Source organism: Nocardioides sp., assembly GCF_035503875.1.
Lineage (GTDB): Bacteria > Actinomycetota > Actinomycetes > Propionibacteriales > Nocardioidaceae > Nocardioides.
On sequence record NZ_DATJTA010000056.1, the window covers coordinates 1 to 19,507 of the forward strand.

The 19,507-nt window shown below is 69.4% G+C and carries 17 protein-coding genes and 1 pseudogene; all 18 read right to left on the bottom strand.

The window, feature by feature from the left end; translation table 11 throughout:
- A pseudogene (locus VMF51_RS13985) lies at nt 1–677 on the bottom strand (DNA-directed RNA polymerase subunit beta'); the annotation flags it as partial.
- A gap of 78 nt (nt 678–755) precedes the next feature.
- Complete coding sequence (gene rpoB, locus VMF51_RS13990) at nt 756–4,223, bottom strand: DNA-directed RNA polymerase subunit beta (protein ID WP_349255732.1); 3,468 nt, start codon at nt 4,221–4,223, stop codon at nt 756–758.
- Between the two features lie 252 nt (nt 4,224–4,475).
- Nucleotides 4,476–5,213 (bottom strand): J domain-containing protein, encoded by a 738-nt coding sequence (locus VMF51_RS13995; protein ID WP_325475056.1) that lies wholly within the window; start codon nt 5,211–5,213, stop codon nt 4,476–4,478.
- Entirely contained in the window at nt 5,210–5,845 is a 636-nt protein-coding gene (locus VMF51_RS14000; RefSeq protein WP_325475057.1) for a hypothetical protein, read from the bottom strand. The genes VMF51_RS13995 and VMF51_RS14000 overlap by 4 nt, the downstream gene beginning before the upstream one ends.
- Nucleotides 5,842–7,128, bottom strand: coding sequence for an MlaD family protein (locus VMF51_RS14005; RefSeq protein WP_325475058.1), 1,287 nt, complete (start codon nt 7,126–7,128; stop codon nt 5,842–5,844). The genes VMF51_RS14000 and VMF51_RS14005 overlap by 4 nt, the downstream gene beginning before the upstream one ends.
- The gene (locus tag VMF51_RS14010) at nt 7,125–8,525 is read right to left on the bottom strand and encodes an MCE family protein (protein ID WP_325475059.1); all 1,401 of its coding nucleotides are present in this window, start codon (nt 8,523–8,525) and stop codon (nt 7,125–7,127) included. The genes VMF51_RS14005 and VMF51_RS14010 overlap by 4 nt, the downstream gene beginning before the upstream one ends.
- A complete protein-coding gene (locus VMF51_RS14015; protein WP_325475060.1) occupies nt 8,522–9,655 on the bottom strand; it encodes an MCE family protein in 1,134 nt (377 codons plus the stop codon). The genes VMF51_RS14010 and VMF51_RS14015 overlap by 4 nt, the downstream gene beginning before the upstream one ends.
- Nucleotides 9,652–10,635 (bottom strand): MCE family protein, encoded by a 984-nt coding sequence (locus VMF51_RS14020; protein WP_325475061.1) that lies wholly within the window; start codon nt 10,633–10,635, stop codon nt 9,652–9,654. The genes VMF51_RS14015 and VMF51_RS14020 overlap by 4 nt, the downstream gene beginning before the upstream one ends.
- Nucleotides 10,632–11,666, bottom strand: coding sequence for an MlaD family protein (locus tag VMF51_RS14025; RefSeq protein ID WP_325475062.1), 1,035 nt, complete (start codon nt 11,664–11,666; stop codon nt 10,632–10,634). The genes VMF51_RS14020 and VMF51_RS14025 overlap by 4 nt, the downstream gene beginning before the upstream one ends.
- On the bottom strand, nt 11,663–12,931 hold the full coding sequence (locus VMF51_RS14030) for an MCE family protein (protein ID WP_325475063.1): 1,269 nt from the start codon (nt 12,929–12,931) through the stop codon (nt 11,663–11,665). The genes VMF51_RS14025 and VMF51_RS14030 overlap by 4 nt, the downstream gene beginning before the upstream one ends.
- Nucleotides 12,932–12,936: 5 nt before the next feature.
- Nucleotides 12,937–13,764, bottom strand: a complete 828-nt coding sequence (locus VMF51_RS14035) for an ABC transporter permease (protein WP_325475064.1) — start codon at nt 13,762–13,764, stop codon at nt 12,937–12,939.
- Nucleotides 13,764–14,549, bottom strand: coding sequence for an ABC transporter permease (locus tag VMF51_RS14040; RefSeq protein ID WP_325475065.1), 786 nt, complete (start codon nt 14,547–14,549; stop codon nt 13,764–13,766). The genes VMF51_RS14035 and VMF51_RS14040 overlap by 1 nt, the downstream gene beginning before the upstream one ends.
- Before the next feature lie 8 nt (nt 14,550–14,557).
- Complete coding sequence (locus VMF51_RS14045) at nt 14,558–15,511, bottom strand: ABC transporter ATP-binding protein (RefSeq protein WP_325475066.1); 954 nt, start codon at nt 15,509–15,511, stop codon at nt 14,558–14,560.
- A gap of 337 nt (nt 15,512–15,848) precedes the next feature.
- Entirely contained in the window at nt 15,849–16,241 is a 393-nt protein-coding gene (gene rplL, locus VMF51_RS14050; protein ID WP_325475067.1) for a 50S ribosomal protein L7/L12, read from the bottom strand.
- An 84-nt stretch (nt 16,242–16,325) separates the two neighbouring features.
- Nucleotides 16,326–16,979, bottom strand: coding sequence for a 50S ribosomal protein L10 (gene rplJ / locus VMF51_RS14055; protein ID WP_325475068.1), 654 nt, complete (start codon nt 16,977–16,979; stop codon nt 16,326–16,328).
- A gap of 236 nt (nt 16,980–17,215) precedes the next feature.
- The gene (locus tag VMF51_RS14060; RefSeq protein WP_325475069.1) at nt 17,216–18,166 is read right to left on the bottom strand and encodes a D-2-hydroxyacid dehydrogenase family protein; all 951 of its coding nucleotides are present in this window, start codon (nt 18,164–18,166) and stop codon (nt 17,216–17,218) included.
- A gap of 70 nt (nt 18,167–18,236) precedes the next feature.
- A complete protein-coding gene (gene rplA, locus VMF51_RS14065) occupies nt 18,237–18,956 on the bottom strand; it encodes a 50S ribosomal protein L1 (RefSeq protein ID WP_325475070.1) in 720 nt (239 codons plus the stop codon).
- 61 nt (nt 18,957–19,017) lie between these two features.
- Complete coding sequence (gene rplK / locus VMF51_RS14070) at nt 19,018–19,446, bottom strand: 50S ribosomal protein L11 (RefSeq protein WP_325475071.1); 429 nt, start codon at nt 19,444–19,446, stop codon at nt 19,018–19,020.
- Between the last annotated feature and the right edge of the window lie 61 nt (nt 19,447–19,507).

Below are 19,507 nucleotides of genomic sequence, written 5' to 3' on the forward strand. Positions count from 1 at the left end.
CTCTTGCGGATGTCCTTGAGCAGCTTCTCGCGCTCTTCCTCACCGAGCTTGGCGACGTTGATCTCCAGCGAATCGGCCCACAGGTGGTCGTCGTCGGAGAAGTCGCGGCTGGTCTTGGCGGTCTCGATGAAGGCCACGCGGCGCTCGAGCGACTCCTTGAGCTCGAGGATGCGCTCCTCCTTCTCAGCGGCGTAGCTGTCGAGCGTCTTGTTGACCTCGACCTCCAGCGTTTCGAGGTCACGCGCGCGCGCCTCGTCGTCGACCCAGGTCACCATCGAAGCGGCGAAGTACAGAACCTTCTCCAGCTCCTTCGGCGCCATGTCCAGCAGGTAGCCGATGCGGCTCGGGACACCCTTGAAGAACCAGATGTGGCTGACCGGAGCCGCCAGGTCGATGTGGCCCATGCGCTCGCGGCGCACCTTGGAGCGGGTCACCTCGACGCCGCAGCGCTCGCAGATGATGCCCTTGAAGCGCACGCGCTTGTACTTGCCGCAGTAGCACTCCCAGTCCCGGGTGGGACCGAAGATCTTCTCGCAGAAGAGGCCGTCACGCTCGGGCTTGAGCGTGCGGTAGTTGATGGTCTCCGGCTTCTTGACCTCACCGTGGCTCCAGGTGCGGATGTCGTCCGCGGTGGCCAGGCCGATCTGAAGCTGGTCGAAGAAGTTCACGTCGAGCACGATGGCTGCAACCCTTCGGTAGTTCTAAGAAATGACGTAGGGGGCGGAGGCGGGGCCGACCGGAGCCGGCCCCGCGACTCACACCTCTTCGACCGAGCTGGGCTCGCGGCGGGACAGGTCGATGCCGAGCTCCTCGGCGGCGCGGAAGACGTCCTCCTCCGCGTCGCGGAGCTCGATGCTCGAACCGTCTTGGCTGAGGACCTCGACGTTCAGGCAGAGCGACTGCATCTCCTTGACGAGCACCTTGAACGACTCCGGGATGCCGGAGTCGGGGATGTTCTCGCCCTTGACGATCGCCTCGTAGACCTTGACGCGTCCGGGGACGTCGTCGGACTTGATCGTGAGCAGCTCCTGCAGGGCGTAGGCGGCGCCGTACGCCTCCATCGCCCAGACCTCCATCTCGCCGAACCGCTGGCCGCCGAACTGGGCCTTACCGCCCAGGGGCTGCTGCGTGATCATGGAGTAGGGGCCGGTGCTGCGCGCGTGGATCTTGTCGTCCACGAGGTGGTGCAGCTTGAGGATGTACATGTAGCCGACCGACACCGGGTCCGGGAACGGCTCGCCGGAGCGGCCGTCGAACAGCGACGCCTTGCCGTTGGCCTTGACCACCCGCACGCCGTCGCGGTTCGGGATCGTCGAGCCGAGCAGGCCGGTGATCTCGTCCTCGCGGGCGCCGTCGAAGACCGGGGTCGCGACCTTGGTGTCCGGCTCCGCCTTGTCGGCGTGGATCTTGATCAGGCGCTGCTTCCACTCCGCGTCGGTCTCGTCCTCGGCGAGCTTGATGTCCCAGCCCTGCTTGGCGAGCCAGCCCAGGTGGAGCTCGAGGATCTGACCGATGTTCATCCGTCGCGGCACACCCAGCGGGTTCAGCACGACGTCGACCGGGGTGCCGTCCTCCATGAACGGCATGTCCTCGATCGGCAGGATCTTCGCGATGACGCCCTTGTTGCCGTGGCGACCGGCGAGCTTGTCGCCGACGGAGATCTTGCGCTTCTGCGCGACGTAGACGCGGACCAGCTGGTTCACGCCCGGGGGCAGCTCGTCGCCCTCCTCGCGGTCGAAGACGCGGACGCCGATGACCGTGCCGGACTCACCGTGCGGCACCTTCATCGAGGTGTCACGGACCTCGCGCGCCTTCTCACCGAAGATCGCGCGGAGCAGGCGCTCCTCGGGGGTCAGCTCGGTCTCGCCCTTGGGCGTGACCTTGCCGACGAGGATGTCACCGGTGGTGACCTCGGCGCCGATGCGGATGATGCCGCGCTCGTCGAGGTCGGCCAGCATCTCCTCGGAGACGTTCGGGATGTCCCGGGTGATCTCCTCGGGGCCGAGCTTGGTGTCGCGGGCGTCGACCTCGTGCTCCTCGATGTGGATCGAGGTGAGGACGTCCTCCTGCACCAGGCGCTGGCTGAGGATGATCGCGTCCTCGTAGTTGTGGCCCTGCCACGGCATGAACGCGACCAGCAGGTTGGTGCCGAGCGCCATCTCCGCGTCGTCGGTGCAGGGACCGTCGGCGATCGGGCTGCCGACCTCGAGCCGGTCGCCCTCGCTGACCAGCGGGCGCTGGTTGATGCAGGTGCCCTGGTTGGAGCGCTTGAACTTCGCGAGCTTGTACGAGGAGTACGTGCCGTCGTCGTTCATGGTCTCGACGAGGTCGGCGGAGACCTCCTTGACCACACCGGCCTTCTCCGCGACGACGACGTCGCCGGCGTCGACCGCGGCGCGGTACTCGATGCCGGTGCCGACCAGCGGGCTGTCGCTCGTGATGAGCGGCACGGCCTGACGCTGCATGTTGGCGCCCATGAGCGCGCGGTTGGCGTCGTCGTGCTCGAGGAAGGGGATCAGGGCCGTCGCGACCGACACCATCTGGCGCGGCGAGACGTCCATGTAGTCGACCTCGTCGGCCAGGATCTCGGAGACCTCGCCGTCGCGCTGGCGGACCAGCACCCGCTCCTCGGTGAACCGGCCCTCGTCGTCGATGACGGCGTTGGCCTGCGCGATGACGTAGCGGTCCTCGTCGTCGGCGGTGAGGTAGTCGATCTGGTCGGTGACGCGGCCACCCTCGACCTTGCGGTAGGGGGTCTCCACGAAGCCGAACGGGTTGATCCGGCCGTAGGAGGCCAGCGAGCCGATCAGACCGATGTTCGGGCCTTCCGGCGTCTCGATCGGGCACATGCGGCCGTAGTGCGACGGGTGCACGTCGCGGACCTCCATGCCGGCGCGGTCACGGGACAGACCGCCGGGACCGAGGGCCGAGAGGCGACGCTTGTGCGTCAGGCCGGCGATCGGGTTGGTCTGGTCCATGAACTGCGAGAGCTGCGAGGTGCCGAAGAACTCCTTCAGCGCCGCGACCACGGGGCGGATGTTGATCAGCGACTGCGGCGTGATCGCCTCGACGTCCTGGGTCGTCATCCGCTCGCGGACCACGCGCTCCATCCGGGCCAGGCCGGTGCGGAGCTGGTTCTGGATCAGCTCGCCCACGGTGCGCATCCGGCGGTTGCCGAAGTGGTCGATGTCGTCGGCGGCGATGGCGAGGGTGCCCTGCGGCGCCTCGATCTCCTCGCGCCCGTCGTGCAGCGCGACGATGTACTTGATCGCAGCGACGATGTCATCGACGGTCAGCGTCTGCTGGTCGAACGCCTCGGTCAGCCCCAGCTTCTTGTTGATCTTGTAGCGACCGACCTTGGCCAGGTCGTAGCGCTTGGGGTTGAAGTAGTAGTTGTTCAGCAGCGTCTGGGCCGCCTCCTCCGTGGGCGGCTCGCCCGGACGGAGCTTGCGGTAGATGTCGAGGAGCGCGTCCTTCTGCGTCTCGGTGTGATCCTTCTCGAGGGTCAGCATCATCGACTCGTACTGGCCGAACTCCTCGCGGATCTGCTCGTTGGTCCAGCCGAGGGCCTTGAGCAGCACCGTGACGTTCTGCTTGCGCTTGCGGTCGAGGCGGACGCCGACCAGGTCGCGCTTGTCGATCTCGAACTCCAGCCAGGCCCCGCGCGAGGGGATCATCTTGGCGGTGTAGATGTCCTTGTCGGACGTCTTGTCGGCGGTGCGCTCGAAGTAGACGCCCGGCGAGCGGACGAGCTGCGAGACGACGACGCGCTCGGTGCCGTTGATGACGAAGGTGCCCTTGGGCGTCATCAGGGGGAAGTCACCCATGAAGACGGTCTGGCCCTTGATCTCACCGGTGTCGTTGTTGGTGAACTCGGCCGAGACGTACAGCGGCGCGGAGTAGGTGAAGTCCTTCTCCTTGCACTCGTCCACGGTGTACTTCGGGTCGTAGAAGACCGGGTTCTCGAACGAGAGCGACATGGTCTCGGAGAAGTCCTCGATCGGGGAGATCTCCTCGAAGATCTCCTGGAGACCGGACTTGCTGGAGACGTCCTCGCCCTCGCTGCGGCGACGCTCGACGACGGCGTCCCACTTCTCGTTGCCGATCAGCCAGTCGAAGGCGTCGGTCTGGAGCGAGAGGAGCTGGGGGACCTCGATGGGGTCCTGGATCTTGTTGAACGAGATGCGGCGGGGGTTGGTACCGGAGGTGCTGCGCGCGGCCAAGAGGTGTCCTTCGACAGATCGCACTGGATCGCGTCGATGCCCACCACTAAGTCAACCACCGGGCAGGAGACTCGCATTTGAGGGCAGACGCAAAGCGCTACGATACCCCGGTCGAGGGCGCCACACAATATCTGCGTGCGCCGGAACTGGCGAGCCTGGCGTCGATCATGCGGGGCGTCGGCCCGAAGGTCAAGCGGTTCGCCCGAAACCGGCCCTCGCGTGTCGCCGGGACCGGGCCGGACGGGCGTCGGCTCAGACCACCCGCATCGCGGCCACCAGCCACTCGTCGTCGACGCGCTCCATGGTCATGGTGACCCAGGTGCGGGTGACGCGCGGCTCGGCCTGCTCCTTGTTCGTGGCGGCCTGGTCGACGAAGAGGAACACCTGGACCCGGTCGTCGTCGCCGGCGCGGACGATGCTGGAGTCGACCACCGAGGTGGTCAGCGTGGTGCCGGTGTTGGGTGCGTTCTCGTCGATCACCTCCTCGAAGAGCTGGTCGCGCTCCTTCTGGTACGTCGCCGTGAGGTACGCCGCCGCGGACGACCGCGAGCCCTCGAGGTCGGCCGCGTCGTAGGACAGCACCGGCGGCACCGCGCGCTCCGCCGCCGCCTGGGCGGCCCGCGCGGCGTCGGCGACCGCGTCGTCGGAGGGCTGTCGGGCGAGCAGGGCCGCCCCGACGACGAGCGCGGCCGTCAGCAGGCCCAGACCGAGCAGCACCCAGGTGGGAACGACCCGGCGTCGCGGTGCGGCCGTCGCGGTCACCGGAGTCGGCTCGTCGGGAGCCTCCTCCTCCGGCTGCTGCGCGGTCAGCTCGGCGTCGTACGCCGCCCGGCGGGCCGGGTCGAGGAGCACCTCGGCGGCCTGGTTGAAGGTGCGGAAGCGCCGGTCGCCCGGGTCGAGCTCGGCGATCGCGGCTCGCCAGGCCTCCCGGATCTCGGCCTCGGAGGCGTGCGGGTCGACGTCGAGCAGGTCGTACCAGGTCGGGGTCATCGGCCGGATCCGTTCGTGGGCGCGGGTGCGGGGGTCGGCGACGTGCCGCCCGACTCTTCGGCGACGGCGGACGCGGTGTTGGACTGGTCGACCAGCCAGTCGCCGGAGACCTTGACCAGGTCGACGACCATCCGGAAGGTCTGCGTCTGGACCTCCTGCGTGCTGCCGTCGTCGGCCCGCTGGGTGAAGGTCGACTCCCCCGCGACCAGCGCGCGGGCCGAGTCGCCGTCGAGGTACTGGACGCCGACGCCGTGCACCGTCGCGGCCTGACCGACGCCCTGGCTCTTGACCAGCTGCTCGATCGCGGTGATCGACTCCTCGTAGGCGGCGCCGAACTTGTCGGTCACGACCTCCTCGACCTGGGCGCGATTCTCGGTCAGCCGGCCCGCGTCGTCGAGGTCGTCGGGGCCGTAGGTGTAGCTGCGCAGCATGAACTGCCGCGCCTGGCTCATCACCGCGTCCCGCTCCGCCTGCCGGTCGTCGGCGGCGCCGCTGCGTCCGGACAGCAGCCAGACCAGGCTGCCGGCGGACGCGAGCATCAGCACGAGCAGGACGACCAGCAGCACCACCCGGAACCGCGCGGAGCGGGGCGGGTCGTGCTTCTCGGTCGGCTCGGGCGCGTCGGTGGTCACTCGTGGCCCAGCAGGGGCTGCAGGTAGAGCCATTTCCAGGACTCCTCTCCGGGGGACGTTGGGGCGGCGGTACCGGCCTCGCCGAGATCGGCGAGGCCGCCCGGCAGCCAGGTCAGCGCTCGGTTGTCCCGGTCGTACGACGCCACGACCGGCGCGTCGTAGTCGGCGGGCGCGCGGGGCGCGAGGTTCTGGGGGCCGCGGGCGTTGCTGCGCGTCGCCGGCTCCGTGCAGCCGGCCTTCATGTTCATCGGCCGGTCGCCGCGCTCCTGCGGGATCCGCTTGTCGGTGCTCTCGTAGCCCTGGTGGCAGGTGGGGTGGGTGGTGAGGATCAGCCCGAAGTGGGCGTCGTACAGGCCGGTGTCGGGCGACTTCGAGACCACGGTGTAGCCGCCCTCCACGATGTAGGGATAGACCACCAGCAGCTGCTCGATGCCGGGCAGGTTCGCGGTGACGACCTCGCCGGTCGTGACCAGGTTGTTGATCAGGTCGCCGAGCTCGACGCCGTTCTGCTCCAGGAAGGTGCGCAGCTCGGTGGCGGCCAGCGAGCCCGAGTCGATGAGCCGGCGCAGGTCCGGGTCGGACGCGGCCAGGGTGCCGGTGAAGAGCTTCAGCCGGCTGGCGAAGGTGCGCAGCGCGCTCGCGCTGTCGACCTGCCCCTGCAGCACCGTGTTGCTGTCGCGGATCAGCGCGCTGGTGATGTCGAACTTGTCGTTGGCGGTCTCCAGGAAGGAGTTGCCGGTGTCGATGATCCGCTGCAGGTCCGGGCCGGTGCCCTCGAAGGCGTCGCCGAGCTCGGAGACGGTGGTGCGCAGCGCGTCGGGGTCGACGGAGCCCGCGGTGGTCGCCAGGTTCGTGAGGAGGGTGTCGGTGGCGATCGGGATCCGGGTCGCCTCCTCGGCGATCTCGGCGGACTCGGCGAGGTACGGGCCGTCGTCGACCTGCGGCTGCAGCTCGACGTACTGCTCCCCCACCGCGGAGCGGTTGCCGACGACGGCGAGGGTGTCGGCCGGGATCCGGTCCTGCTCGTCGTCGATCGACAGGTGGACGTCGACCCCGTCGCCGGTCAGCACCAGCCGGCTGACCTCGCCCACCGTCACACCGCGGTAGGTCACCTCGCCGCCGGCGAAGATGCCGCCGGAGTCGGGGAAGTGCGCGACCACGGTGTAGGTGTCGTCGACGAAGAGCCGGTCGAGGCGGGCGTAGCGTGCCCCCACGAAGCTGACGCCCAGCAGGGTGACGATCACGAAGACCAGCAGCTGGACCCGGGTACGACGCGTGATCATCGGCTCACCATCCCCGGGACGAGCAGGCTGACCAGGCCCGGGTCGTAGGCCTCCGCCAGCTGGCCGAGGGTCGGTCCGCGGTCCGCCTTCGCCGCACCCGGCGCCGGCCGGCTGAGGCCGAGGCCGTCGAGCAGGTCGTTGACCCCGGGGACCGGGAGCGAGGGCAGGCCGGGCACCTGGTTGAGCAGCCGGCAGACGACGGTGTCGCGGTTCTTGGGCTTCTGGCACTCCGCCTTGAGCTTGAGCAACGCCTCGACGCTGCCCAGCACCTTGCGGCACGCGTCGCTGTCGAGGCCCCCGCTGGTGATGCAGCGCAGCACGTTGTCGAGGACCACCGTCGGGTCGACGTCGCTGGGCAGCAGGGTCGGCAGCTGGGTGGCGCCGGGCGTGAGGCCGAGGGACAGGTCGATGTCGAGCTCGACGGAGAGGTTGGTGTAGTCGCCCATGTGCAGGTTGCGGGCGACCTGCGGGTCCCGGCCGACGACCTCGTCCACGAACGGGTAGGTCAGGAACACGTGGAAGGCCTTGACGAAGGCGTCGCCGGACCGAGCGAGCTGGCGCAGCGTCGGCTCCAGCTGGGCCAGGGTCGAGATCGTCGCGTCCTTGGTCTGCTCGATGACCCGCACCCCGACGTCGCCGAGCTCGTTGAGGCTGCGCAGCATGGTGACCAGGTCCTCGCGCTGCCGGTCCAGGGAGTCCAGCGCGCTCGGCAGCTCCTCCAGAGCCGCGTCGATCGTGCCCTGCTGCTCCTGGGCCGTGCGGGCCAGCCGGTCGAGGTACTCGATGGCGCCGACGATGTCGGCCTTGCCGGCGTCGAGGTTGGCCATCAGCGTGTCGACCTGGGTCAGCACCGACCGGGCCGCGCCCTCGCGGCCCGCCAGCGCCTGGTTGAGCTCCTGCGAGATCGTCTTCAGCTGGGCGATGCCGCCGCCGTTGAGCACCAGGCTCAGGGCGCCGAGCACCTCCTCGACCTCCGGGTTGCGACCGGAGCGCTCCAGCGGGATGGTCTCGCCGTCGCTCAGCTCCCCCTCGGCGCCCGACTCGGGCGCGCCGAGCGAGACGAACTTCTCCCCCAGCAGGCTGGTCTGCCGGATCTCGGCGACGGCGTTGTCGGGCAGCTTGGTGTCCGAGCGGAGCTCGACGGTCACCTCGGCGACGTACCCGGACAGGTCGACGTCGGTGACCTTCCCGACCGAGACGTCGTTGACCTTCACCGTCGACTGGGGCACCAGGTCCAGGACGTCGGCGAACATGACCGTGACCTCGATGGCGTCCTCGTCGACGTCGGTCCCCCCGGGCAGCGGCAGCTGGTAGACGTCGACGTCGCAGCCGGTGAGCGCCAGCGACCCGACCAGCAACCCCGCCACGGCGGAGGCGAGCCCGCGCCGCCCCCTCATCGCTTCGCTCCCACGAGTCCGCCGAGGGTCGGGTCCAGCACGGCCGACGGGTCGACCGGCGCCCGGCCCGACAGCGCGCCGGCCCGCGGCAGGATCCCCTGCACCAGCTGGCACAGGGTCCCCGTGGGGTCGTTCTGCGCGAGGATGCTGCAGAGCAGCAGCCCCGGGTCGGAGACGATCTCGTTGGCCAGGTTGCCGATGTTGGCGTTGGTGTCGAGCGTGCCGGTCTGCGGGTTGTAGGTCAGGTAGAGGTTGTTCAGCGCCAGCGGGCCCGCCTTGAGGATCTCGTCGAGCGCGCCGCGCTGCTTGACCAGCACCTTCGCCACCCGGTTCAGCCCGGCGATGTCGCGGCCGAGCACCTCGCGGTTGTCGCTGACGAAGGTCGACACCTCGCCGAGGGCGACCGAGAGGTTCTCCAGGGACGCCGAGAGCTCCTCCCGCTCACCGGCGAGCATCGTGGACACCTTCCCCAGCGAGTCGTTGAAGGAGCGCACGGTCTGGTCGTTCTCGGCCAGCGTGCCGATGAACGACTCCAGCTGGGCGGCGGACTTGAACAGCTCGTCCTTGTTGTCGTCGAGGGTCGTGCTCAGCCGGCCGAAGTCCTTGATGGTCCGGTTGAGCTGGGCGCCCTGTCCGGCGAAGTTCTGGGCGGTCGTCTCCAGCAGGTCGGTCAGGGCGCCCTCCCGGTTGGCGCCCGTCGGGCCGAGGGCGACCGTGAGGTCGTCGATGCTGGAGTAGATCTGGTCGAGCTCGAGCGGGACCGAGGTGCGCTCGACCGGCAGGGTCGCCGCGTCGGCGATGATCTCGCCCTTCTCGTACGCCGGGGTCAGCTGGATGAACCGGTCGCCGACGATCGACGGGGCCACGATCACCGCCCGGGCGTCGGCCGGCACGTCGACGTCGGCGTCGTACTCCATCTCGACGACGACGTCCGTGCCCGAGGGGGTCACGTCGACGACGCGGCCCACCGGGACGCCGAGGACCCGTACGTCGCTGCCCTCGTAGATCGAGATCGTGCGCGGGAAGTGGGCGGTCAGCCGCTTCTGCTCCTCGGCCCTGAACATGGTCAGCGCCGCCGCGACCACGAGGGCGAGGACGACGAGGAGCGGGACGACCCGGCGGAGGCTCATCCGACACCACCGCCGTTGGCGAGGTCCGGCACCGGCGGGAGGTTCTGGATGTAGGTGTCGAACCAGGGACCGCCGCCGAGGGTGCTGGCGAAGACGCGGTAGAACGGCGCCATCAGCCGCAGGCTGTTGTCGAGGTTGTCCTCGTTCTTGTTCAGCACGCGCAGCACGTTCTCCAGCTCGGTCAGGGCGGGCTTGAGGTCGTCGCGGGACTCGCGGACCAGCGCGGTCAGGGACTTCGAGAGGGTCGTGGTCGAGACCAGCAGCCGGTGCACGGCGTCGCGGCGGGCGACCAGTGCGCGGACGAGGACGTCGGAGTCCTTCATCAACCGGACGATGTCGGTGTCACGGGCGTCGAGCACCGCGGTCACCCGGTCGAGGTTCTGCAGCAGGGTCCCGATCTGCTCGTTCTTCGCGGCGATGTTGGTCGACAGGGCCGAGACCCCGCTCAGCGCGTCGCGGAACTCCTCCGGGGTGTTGCGGGTCAGGTCGGCGAGCGTCGTGAGCGAGTCGGCGAGCTGGTCGGTGTCGATCTCCTCGGAGGTCTCCGCGAGGCCCTCGAACGCCTCGACGACGTCGTACGGCGAGCTCGTGCGCTCGACCGGGATCTCGCTCTCCTCCGGGAGCTGGCCCGAGCCGGCCGGCTCCAGGGCGAGGTACATCGCGCCCAGCAGGGTCTTCACCCGGATCGCGGCCCGGGTCTCGGGACCGAAGCCGGAGTCGGTCTCGACCCGGAAGGTCACCTTGACGTAGCCGCGGTCCAGGTCGACCGACTCCACCTTGCCGACGCGGACCCCGGCGATGCGGACCTCGTCGTCGGCCTTCAGCCCGCCGGACTCGGCGAACGCGGCGTAGTAGGTGTCGCCGCCGCCGATCAGCGGCAGGTCCTGGGCGCGGAACGCGGCCAGGAGCAGACCGGCGACGACGGCGAGGCTGACCGCGCCGATGACGACGGGGTTGCGCTGGCGGAAGGGGACGCTCATCCGAGATCACACCTCTCGCCACCGACGTTGTACTTGACCGGGACTGAGATGCCGGCGGGCAGCCGGACCCGGCCCTGGAAGTGGCAGAGGTAGAAGTTGAACCAGGCGCCGTAGATGGCGGTGCGGCCCACCTTCTCCAGCTTGATGGGCAGCACCTGCATGGCCCGGTCGAGCTCGCCCTTGTTGTCGTCGATGTTGGAGGCGAGGCGGCGCAGCTGCTTCACGTCGTCGACGAACGGCTCCTGGATGCCGGTGACGAGATCGGCGGTCTGCTCGGAGAGCAGCGAGATCTGGTCGAGCGAGGAGAGGATCGCCTTGCGGTCCGACTTCAGCCCGCCGACCAGGGTCTTGAAGTTCACGATCAGCTGGGAGAGCTGGTCGTCGCGGTCGCCGAGGTGGTCGAGCACGTCGTTGAGGTTGGTGATCAGCGACGAGATCACCTCGTCGCGCTCGGCGAGGGTGCTGGTCACCGAGGCCGTGTGGCCGAGCAGGCTCTCCAACGTGCCGCCCTCGCCCTGGAAGACCTGGACGATCTCGTAGGAGAGCTGGTTGATGTCGGACGGCGAGAGCGCCTGGAAGAGCGGCTTGAAGCCGTTGAACAGCACGGTCAGGTCGAGGGCCGGCTTCGTCCGGGCGACCGGGATCGTCGCGCCCTCCTCGAGGGGCGCGGTGTCCCCGACCCCCTCGGCCAGCGAGATGTAGCGCTGCCCGACGAGGTTGCGGTAGCGGATCGACGCCGTGGTGGACCCGCGCACCGCCGAGTCCTCGGCGACGTCGAAGGTGACCAGCGCCCGGGTGCGCTCGACGATCTCGACGTCCTTGACCGTGCCGACCTTCACCCCCGCGATCCGGATCTCGTCGCCGGTGACGACTCCGGTGGCGTCGGTGAACTCGGCGGAGTACTCGCGGGAGTCGGCGAAGGAGAGGTTGCCGATCGTGATGACCAGGACTCCGGTCGCCAGGGTCGTGACGACGATGAAGACCAGGAGCTTGACCAGGTCGGCACCGGTGCGCCGGTCGAGGAGCATCATCGCAGCGACACCTCCGCGCCCCGGGCCATCGGGCCGAGCAGCAGCACCCCGAGGTCGCCGACCTCACCGGTCTCCCGCCCCGTCCCCCGGGCGAGCAGCGAGCGGAGCAGGTCGGCCTCGGCCGAGGTGCCGGCGTACGCGTCGCGCAGGCCGTAGCCCGGCGCGACCCGCGAGGTGCCCTTGCCGGTCGGCTCGTCGACGCCGTCGTCGAGGTCGGGCTGGCGGCGCAGCGGGTTCTCCTGACCCGAGTTCGGCGTCGGGAGGTGCAGGCAGGTGGGCCCGCGGTCCTCGCCGAAGCGCGGCTTGTCCTCGGGGCCGTACGGTCGGGGTTGGTTGGGCAGCGTCTCCAGCACGATGTGCAGCGTGTGACCGCGGAACGCCTCGGCCTGGAGGGCGCCGGCGCCGACGATCCCCTTCAGCAGGCAGGGATACTCCGGGGCGTACTTGGCCAACAGCCCCACGAACGGCTCGGTCACCTCGCCGAGCCGGATCAGGTTCGCCTCGTTGTCGGCGAGGAAGTCGCGGGCGGTCCCGGAGAAGGCGGACACGTCGCGGAAGAGCAGGTTGAGCGCCTTCTCGCGCTCCTCGAGGGTGCCGGTGGTGGTGATCGTGTCCCGCAGGATCTGGCCCACCTCCGGCAGGATCTCGTCGTAGGTGTCGGCGACCTGGATGGTCAGGCGGAGGTCCTCGACCAGCGCCGGGATCTGGGGGTTGAGCCGCCGGAGGTAGCTGTCGACGGTCTCCAGGTTGTCGCCGAGCCGGTCCCCGCGACCTTCGAGCGCCGTCGCGAGCGCGGTCAGCGTGTAGTTCAGGTCGGCGGGCTGCACGGTGCGCAACAGCGGGTAGAGGTCGGAGAGGACCTCCTCCACCTCGGTCGGCAGCTCGGTACGCCGGATCGTCGCGCCGGCCTGCAGGGTGTCGCCGCCCGTGCGCTCCGGGACGACGAGCGAGACGTACTTCTCCCCGAAGAGGGTCTTCGGGACGATCGAGCCGGTCACGCCGGCCGGGATGATGTCGCGCTGGTCGGGGAAGATGCCGAGCTCCACCTCGGCGCCCTCGGCGTCGGCCCGGACGTCGAGCACCTCGCCGACGATCACGCCGCGGATCTTGACGTCGGCGCGACGCGGGAGCTGCATGCCGATCTTCGAGGTCTGCAGGGTGACCCGGTCGTAGTCGGTGAACCGCTGCGTGAACACGCCGTAGGTGAGGTACGCCGCGAGCACGACGAGCGCCAGGAACACGACGCCGAGCAGCTTGGTGGGCATCGCGCTCACCCCGCCAGCCGCACGGTCGTGGACGTGCCCCAGATCGCCATGGACAGGAACAGGTCGATCACGTTGATCGCGACGATGCTGGTGCGCACGGCGCGGCCCACGGCCACCCCGACGCCCGCGGGTCCGCCCGAGGCGTTGTAGCCGTGGTAGCAGTGGATCAGGATCACGACGACGGCGAAGACCAGCACCTTGCCGAAGGACCAGAGCACGTCGCCGGGTGGCAGGAACTGGTTGAAGTAGTGGTCGTAGGTGCCCGACGACTGCCCGTAGAACTGGGTGACCACCAGCCGGCTCGCGAAGTACGACGACAGCAGGCCGACGACGTACAGCGGGATGATCGCGATCAGCCCGCCGATCACCCGGGTGGCGACCAGGAACGGCATCGACGGGATGGCCATCACCTCGAGCGCGTCGACCTCCTCGGAGATCCGCATCGCGCCGAGCTGTGCCGTGAAGCCGCACCCGACCGTGGCCGCGAGCGCGATGCCGGCGACCAGGGGGGCGATCTCCCGGGTGTTGAAGTAGGCCGAGATGAACCCGGAGAAGGCCGCGGTGCCGAGCTGGTTGAGCGCGGCGTACCCCGAGAGCCCGACCTGGGCGCCGGTGAAGAAGGTCATGCCGACGATGACGCCGATGGTGCCGCCGATCACCGCGAGCGCGCCGGAGCCGAGGGTGACCTCGGCCAGGATCCGCAGGATCTCGCGCGGGTAGCGGGCCACCGAGCGTGGCAGGGCGCGGAGCACGCGCAGGTAGAACCGGAGCTGCTCGCCCAGGCGGTCGAGCGCGCCCAGCGGGCGCTCGTAGACGCTGCGGAGGTCGGCCATCACGCGGTCTTCGGTGGGACGACCTGGAGGTAGATCGCGCTGAGGACGAAGTTGACGATGAACAGGAGCAGGAAGGTGATCACCACGGCCTCGTTGACGGCGTCGCCCACGCCCTTCGGCCCGCCGGCCGCGTTCATGCCCTTGTAGGCGGCGACGACGGCCGCGATCATCCCGAAGATCAGCGCCTTCAGGAGTCCGATCCACAGGTCGGGGAGCTGGGCCAGGGCGGTGAAGCTGGCGATGTACGCGCCGGGCGTGCCGTCCTGGAGCACCACGTTGAACACGTAGCCGCCGGAGACCCCGACCACGCTGACCATGCCGTTGAGGAAGAACGCCACGAGCATGCAGGCCAGCACCCGGGGTACGACGAGCCGCTGGATCGGGTCGATGCCGAGCACCATCATCGCGTCCAGCTCCTCGCGGATCCGCCGCGCGCCGAGGTCGGCGGCGATCGCCGAGCCACCGGCGCCTGCGATCAGCAGCGCCGTGGCGATCGGTCCGGCCTGCTGGATGACGGCGAGCACGGACGCGGAGCCGGTGAACGACTGCGCGCCGAACTGCCGGATCAGGCCGCCGACCTGGAGCGCGATGACCGCACCGAAGGGGATCGCGACGAGGGCGGTCGGGATGATCGTGACCGAGGCGATGAACCAGGCCTGCTGGATGAACTCGCGCAGCTGGAACGGTCGCTTGAACAGCGCCCGGCCGACGTCGAGAGCGAACGCGAACAGCTTGCCCGCGGTCCCGACCGGGGCGAGGAAGCGGGTCGCGGTGAGGGTGGCCATCGAGCGGGTCAGCCGCCCGTCACCATCGACATCTTCGCGTCGAACGACCCGGGCGGCGGGACGACGCCGTTCTCGCGACACCACGAGCCCGGCTCGCGCTGGGAGCGTCGGGCGATGCCGTTGGAGGGCTCGAGCTGCATCGGGATCGGCGGCAGGGGCGGCAGCTCCTGGCCCTGCTCGGCGGCGAGCTCGTCGGCGTCCTTCTCCTCGGACATGCCGATCGGGCCGACCTTCTGGGCGTTGAGGAACTGGCGGACGACCGGCTCCTCCGAGCTGAGCAGCATCTCGCGCGGGCCGAACATGGCGAGGTGCCGGTGGTAGAGCAGGCCGATGTTGTCGGGGACGGTGCGCGCGGTGTTGATGTCGTGGGTGACGATCAGGAACGTCGCGTCGATCTGCGCGTTGAGGTCGACGATCAGCTGGTTGAGGAACGCGGTGCGGACCGGGTCGAGCCCGGAGTCGGGCTCGTCGAACAGCACGATCTCGGGGTCCAGCACCAGTGCCCGGGCCAGGCCGGCGCGCTTGCGCATGCCGCCGGAGATCTCGCCGGGCAGCTTGTCCTCGGAGCCGACCAGGCCGACCAGGTCCATCTTCTCCATGACGATGTCGCGGATCTCGGACTCGGACTTCTTGGTGTGCTCGCGCAGCGGGAACGCGACGTTGTCGTAGAGGTTCATCGAGCCGAACATGGCGCCGTCCTGGAACAGCACGCCGAAGAGCTTCCGGATCTCGTAGAGCTCCTTCTCCGAGCAGCTCGCGATGTCGGTGCCCTCGATGATGATCGAGCCCTTGTCGGGCTTCAGCAGGCCGATCAGCGTCTTCAGGAACACCGACTTGCCCGTGCCGGACGGGCCGAGCATCACGCAGATCTCGCCCGCGGGGACGGTCAGGGTGACGTCACCCCAGATGAGCTGCTTGCCGAAGGACTTGCTCAGGTCGTCGACCCGGATCTCCACGCCCATGCTCGTGACACCCTCCTGCGCCCGCCGTGGTGGCGGCCGCTGCTCCCGACACGCGTTCGGTGAACGCCTGTCCCACTCACCGGTAACAACGGGGGTACAGCGACGGGGTTACGCCACCGATGTGCCGGCCGTCACGGGATCGACACGAGCCGAGATGTCGGCCGGGACCCGCGGCGACCTGCACAAACACCCTCCTGAACCGGAACTGCGAGGGCTTGTGCCCGCGTGTCGGAGGTCTCAAACGCGTCGGGAGACGCGACAGGGGCGGCCACCCGTGTGCACGGGTGACCGCCCCTGGCGGCGATGCGGCTGGATCAGCCGATCAGGTGAAGATTCGTCACTTGAGGGTGACGGTGGCGCCGGCGCCCTCGAGGGACTCCTTGGCCTTGTCCGCGGTGGCCTTGTCGACCTTCTCGAGGATCGCCTTGGGGGCGGACTCGACGAGGTCCTTGGCCTCCTTCAGACCGAGGGACGTGAGGCCGCGCACCTCCTTGATGACGTTGATCTTCTTGTCGCCGGCCGACTCCAGGATGACGTCGAACTCGTCCTGGGCGGCAGCGTCGTCGCCACCGGCAGCGGCGCCGCCAGCGGCGGGGGCGGCGGCCACGGCGACCGGGGCGGCGGCGGTGACGCCGAAGGTCTCCTCGAACTGCTTCACGAACTCGGAGAGCTCGATCAGGGTCATCTCCTTGAAGGCGTCAAGGAGCTCGTCGGTGCTGAGCTTCGCCATGGTGGCGTTCCTTCCATTCGGGTGCTCCGGGCGGTTCGCCGGGAGCGGGTTTCAGGTGGTGTGGTGACGCGAGAGCCGTACGGCTCAGGCGTCGGTGGTCTCGGCCTCGTCGGCAGCGGCCTCGGTGGGCTCCTCGGCGGGAGCCTCCTCGGCAGCGGCCTCGGCGACCGGGGCCTCCTCGGCGGCGGCCGGCGTACCAGCACCACCTGCGAGGATCGAGGGGTCCTCCTGGGCCTTCGCCTGCAGGGCGCCGGCGAGCCGGGCAGCCTGAGCGAGCGGGGCGTTGAGGAGGTAGACGGCCTGGCTCAGCGACGCGAGCATGGCGCCCGCGAGCTTGCCCAGGAGCACCTCGCGCGACTCCAGATCGGCCAGCTTGGCGATCTCGGAGGCGTCGAGGATGTTGCCGTCCAGGACTCCACCCTTGATGACCAGGGTGGGGTTGGCCTTGGCAAAGTCACGCAGACCCTTGGCCGCCTCGACGACGTCGCCCTGGATGAAGGCGATCGCGGTCGGGCCGGTCAGCAGGTCGTCGAAGCCGGTGATGCCCACCTGGTTGGCGGCGATCTTGGCCAGCGTGTTCTTGACCACGGCGTAGTTGGCGTTCTCACCCAGGGAGCGGCGAAGGTCCTGCAGCTCCTTGACGGTGAGACCGCGGTACTCGGTCAGCACGGCACCGGCGGCGTCGTTGAAGGACTCAACGATGTCCGCGACGGCGGCGTTCCTGTCTGCCCGCGCCATGGGTCTCCTTCCGGACTGGGAGACCACCGCACAGCGCCTGGGAAAGACGAACGCCCCGAGCGCAGGCTCAGGGCGTGGACACGACGGGTCGTGATCTTGCTCTGTCCCCTGCGCAGGCCGTCCGCTTCCGCGGAACCTTCGGTCGGCCTGCATGCGCAGCCCCACCACCGGCGGTCTCTGGTTTCAGCAGCGAACTGTATAGCGGCCGTAGACGATCGTCCAAATTCACTGGACGCTCAGTTCAGGACGCGCACCGGATCCCCCGCGAGCCAGGCGGCGACGTCCGCGACGGCCTCGGTGAAGAACCGGCGGTAGTTGTCCTGGGTGACGTAGCCCAGGTGCGGCGTCGCCAGCACGCGCGGGTGGTCGCGCAGCGGGTCCCCCGCCGGTAGCGGCTCGGTGTCGAACACGTCGACCGCGGCACCGGCGAGCCGGCCCGCCTCGAGGGAACGGAGCAGCGCGGCGGTGTCGACGAGCCCGGCGCGCGAGGTGTTGACGAGGTACGCCGTGGGCCGCAGCAGGTCGAGCTCGCGGGCGCCGACGATCCCGCGGGTCGTGGCTGCCAGCACCAGGTGGATCGAGAGCACGTCGGCGGTGGCGAACAACTCGTCCCGGCCGACCAGCCTGGCTCCCCCGCCGGCGGCCCGCTCCTGCGTCAGGTGCGGGCTCCAGGCGACCACGTCCATGTCGAAGGCCGCACCGACCCGGGCCACCCGGCTCCCGATCGAGCCGAGGCCGAGCAGGCCCAGCGTCCGCCCGGCGAGGTCGGCGCCCACGGTGGTCTGCCAGCCGCCGGCGGCCAGGGACCGGCTCTCGGCTCCGACCTGCCGGAGCAGACCCAGCACGAGCGCCCAGGTGAGCTCCGCCGTCGTGGTCTTGGACGACGACGTGCCGCAGACCGGGATGCCGCGCTCCCGGCAGGCGTCGAGATCGATGGCGGCGTTGCGCATCCCGGTGGTCACGACGAGCCGCAGGTCGGGCAGCCGGTCGAGCAGGTCGCGGGTCAGCGGCGTCCGCTCACGCATCAGCACGACGATCTCGGCACCGGCGAGCACCGCCGCCGTCGCGTCCTCGTCGAGGTGCTCGCGCACCGTCTCGACCTCGACCGGCAGCGTCGACCAGTCGGCGTACGACGTCGCGACGCCCTGGTAGTCGTCGAGGATCACGCAGCGAGGAGTGCCGACCATGCCCGCAACGTACGACGCCCCGGTCACCGAGACGGTGACCGGGGCGTCGGGATGCTTCAGCGCGTCAGGCTCAGGCCTGCGCCTCGTCCTCGACCGCGAGGTTCTTGGTGCGGTTGGGGTCGACCTGGACACCGGGGCCCATGGTCGTGGAGACGGTGACCTTCTTGATGTAGCGGCCCTTGGAGCTGGCGGGCTTGAGCCGCAGCACCTCCTCGAGCGCCGCGGCGTAGTTCTCCGCGAGCTGGACCTCGGAGAACGAGGCCTTGCCGATGATGAAGTGCAGGTTCGCGTGCCGGTCGACACGGAACTCGATCTTGCCGCCCTTGATGTCGGACACGGCCTTGGCCACGTCCGGCGTCACGGTGCCGGTCTTCGGGTTCGGCATCAGGCCGCGGGGGCCGAGCACGCGGCCGAGACGGCCGACCTTGCCCATCATGTCGGGGGTCGCGACGACGGCGTCGAAGTCGAGCCAGCCACCGGAGACCTTCTCGATGAGCTCGTCGCCGCCGACGACGTCGGCGCCGGCCTCACGGGCAGCCTCAGCCTTGTCCGCGTTCGCGAACACGAGGACGCGGGCGGTCTTGCCGGTGCCGTGCGGCAGGTTGACGGTGCCGCGGACCATCTGGTCGGCCTTGCGGGGGTCGACGCCGAGACGCATGACGACGTCCACGGTCTCGTCGAACTTCTTCTTGCTGGCGCCCTTGGCGATCTTGATCGCGGGCAGCGGGGCGTAGAGCTCGTCCTTGTCGAACGTCTCCGCGGCCGCGCGGTAGGTCTTGCTGCGCTGCATGAGCTTCTCGTTTCTCTTGGAAAAGATGTGGTTAGCGGGCCAGCGCGGCCCTCCCACGGCTTCAGTCGGTGGTGACGCCCATCGAGCGGGCGGTGCCCTCGACGATCTTCATCGCGGCGTCGATGTCGTTCGCGTTGAGGTCGGGGAGCTTGGTCTGGGCGATCTCGCGCACCTGGTCCTTGGTCAGCTTGCCGACCTTCTCCTTGTGCGGGACACCCGAGCCCTTCTGCAGACCGGCGGCCTTCTTGATCAGCTCGGCGGCCGGCGGAGTCTTGGTGATGAACTCGAACGAACGGTCCTCGTAGATGGTGATCTCGACGGGGATGACGTTGCCGCGCATCGACTCGGTCTGCGCGTTGTAGGCCTTGCAGAAGTCCATGATGTTCACGCCGTGGGGGCCCAGGGCGGTACCGACGGGCGGGGCCGGCGTCGCGGCGCCGGCCTGGAGCTGCACCTTGACCAGGGCAGCGATCTTCTTCTTGGGAGGCATTCCTCTATCTCTCTCTCGTGGTCATGACGGGGGCGTTCCCCCTGCCACATGTGCTGATGTG

Coding starts and splice junctions, on each gene's coding strand:
- VMF51_RS13995 (WP_325475056.1), bottom strand. CDS start 5,213: ATGACCCCGACCTGGTACGACCTGCTCGACGTCGACCCGCACGCCTCC.
- VMF51_RS14005 (WP_325475058.1), bottom strand. CDS start 7,128: ATGATCACGCGTCGTACCCGGGTCCAGCTGCTGGTCTTCGTGATCGTC.
- VMF51_RS14010 (WP_325475059.1), bottom strand. CDS start 8,525: ATGAGGGGGCGGCGCGGGCTCGCCTCCGCCGTGGCGGGGTTGCTGGTC.
- VMF51_RS14015 (WP_325475060.1), bottom strand. CDS start 9,655: ATGAGCCTCCGCCGGGTCGTCCCGCTCCTCGTCGTCCTCGCCCTCGTG.
- VMF51_RS14020 (WP_325475061.1), bottom strand. CDS start 10,635: ATGAGCGTCCCCTTCCGCCAGCGCAACCCCGTCGTCATCGGCGCGGTC.
- VMF51_RS14025 (WP_325475062.1), bottom strand. CDS start 11,666: ATGATGCTCCTCGACCGGCGCACCGGTGCCGACCTGGTCAAGCTCCTG.
- VMF51_RS14030 (WP_325475063.1), bottom strand. CDS start 12,931: ATGCCCACCAAGCTGCTCGGCGTCGTGTTCCTGGCGCTCGTCGTGCTC.
- VMF51_RS14035 (WP_325475064.1), bottom strand. CDS start 13,764: ATGGCCGACCTCCGCAGCGTCTACGAGCGCCCGCTGGGCGCGCTCGAC.
- VMF51_RS14040 (WP_325475065.1), bottom strand. CDS start 14,549: ATGGCCACCCTCACCGCGACCCGCTTCCTCGCCCCGGTCGGGACCGCG.
- VMF51_RS14045 (WP_325475066.1), bottom strand. CDS start 15,511: ATGGGCGTGGAGATCCGGGTCGACGACCTGAGCAAGTCCTTCGGCAAG.
- rplL (WP_325475067.1), bottom strand. CDS start 16,241: ATGGCGAAGCTCAGCACCGACGAGCTCCTTGACGCCTTCAAGGAGATG.
- rplJ (WP_325475068.1), bottom strand. CDS start 16,979: ATGGCGCGGGCAGACAGGAACGCCGCCGTCGCGGACATCGTTGAGTCC.
- VMF51_RS14060 (WP_325475069.1), bottom strand. CDS start 18,166: ATGGTCGGCACTCCTCGCTGCGTGATCCTCGACGACTACCAGGGCGTC.
- rplA (WP_325475070.1), bottom strand. CDS start 18,956: ATGCAGCGCAGCAAGACCTACCGCGCGGCCGCGGAGACGTTCGACAAG.
- rplK (WP_325475071.1), bottom strand. CDS start 19,446: ATGCCTCCCAAGAAGAAGATCGCTGCCCTGGTCAAGGTGCAGCTCCAG.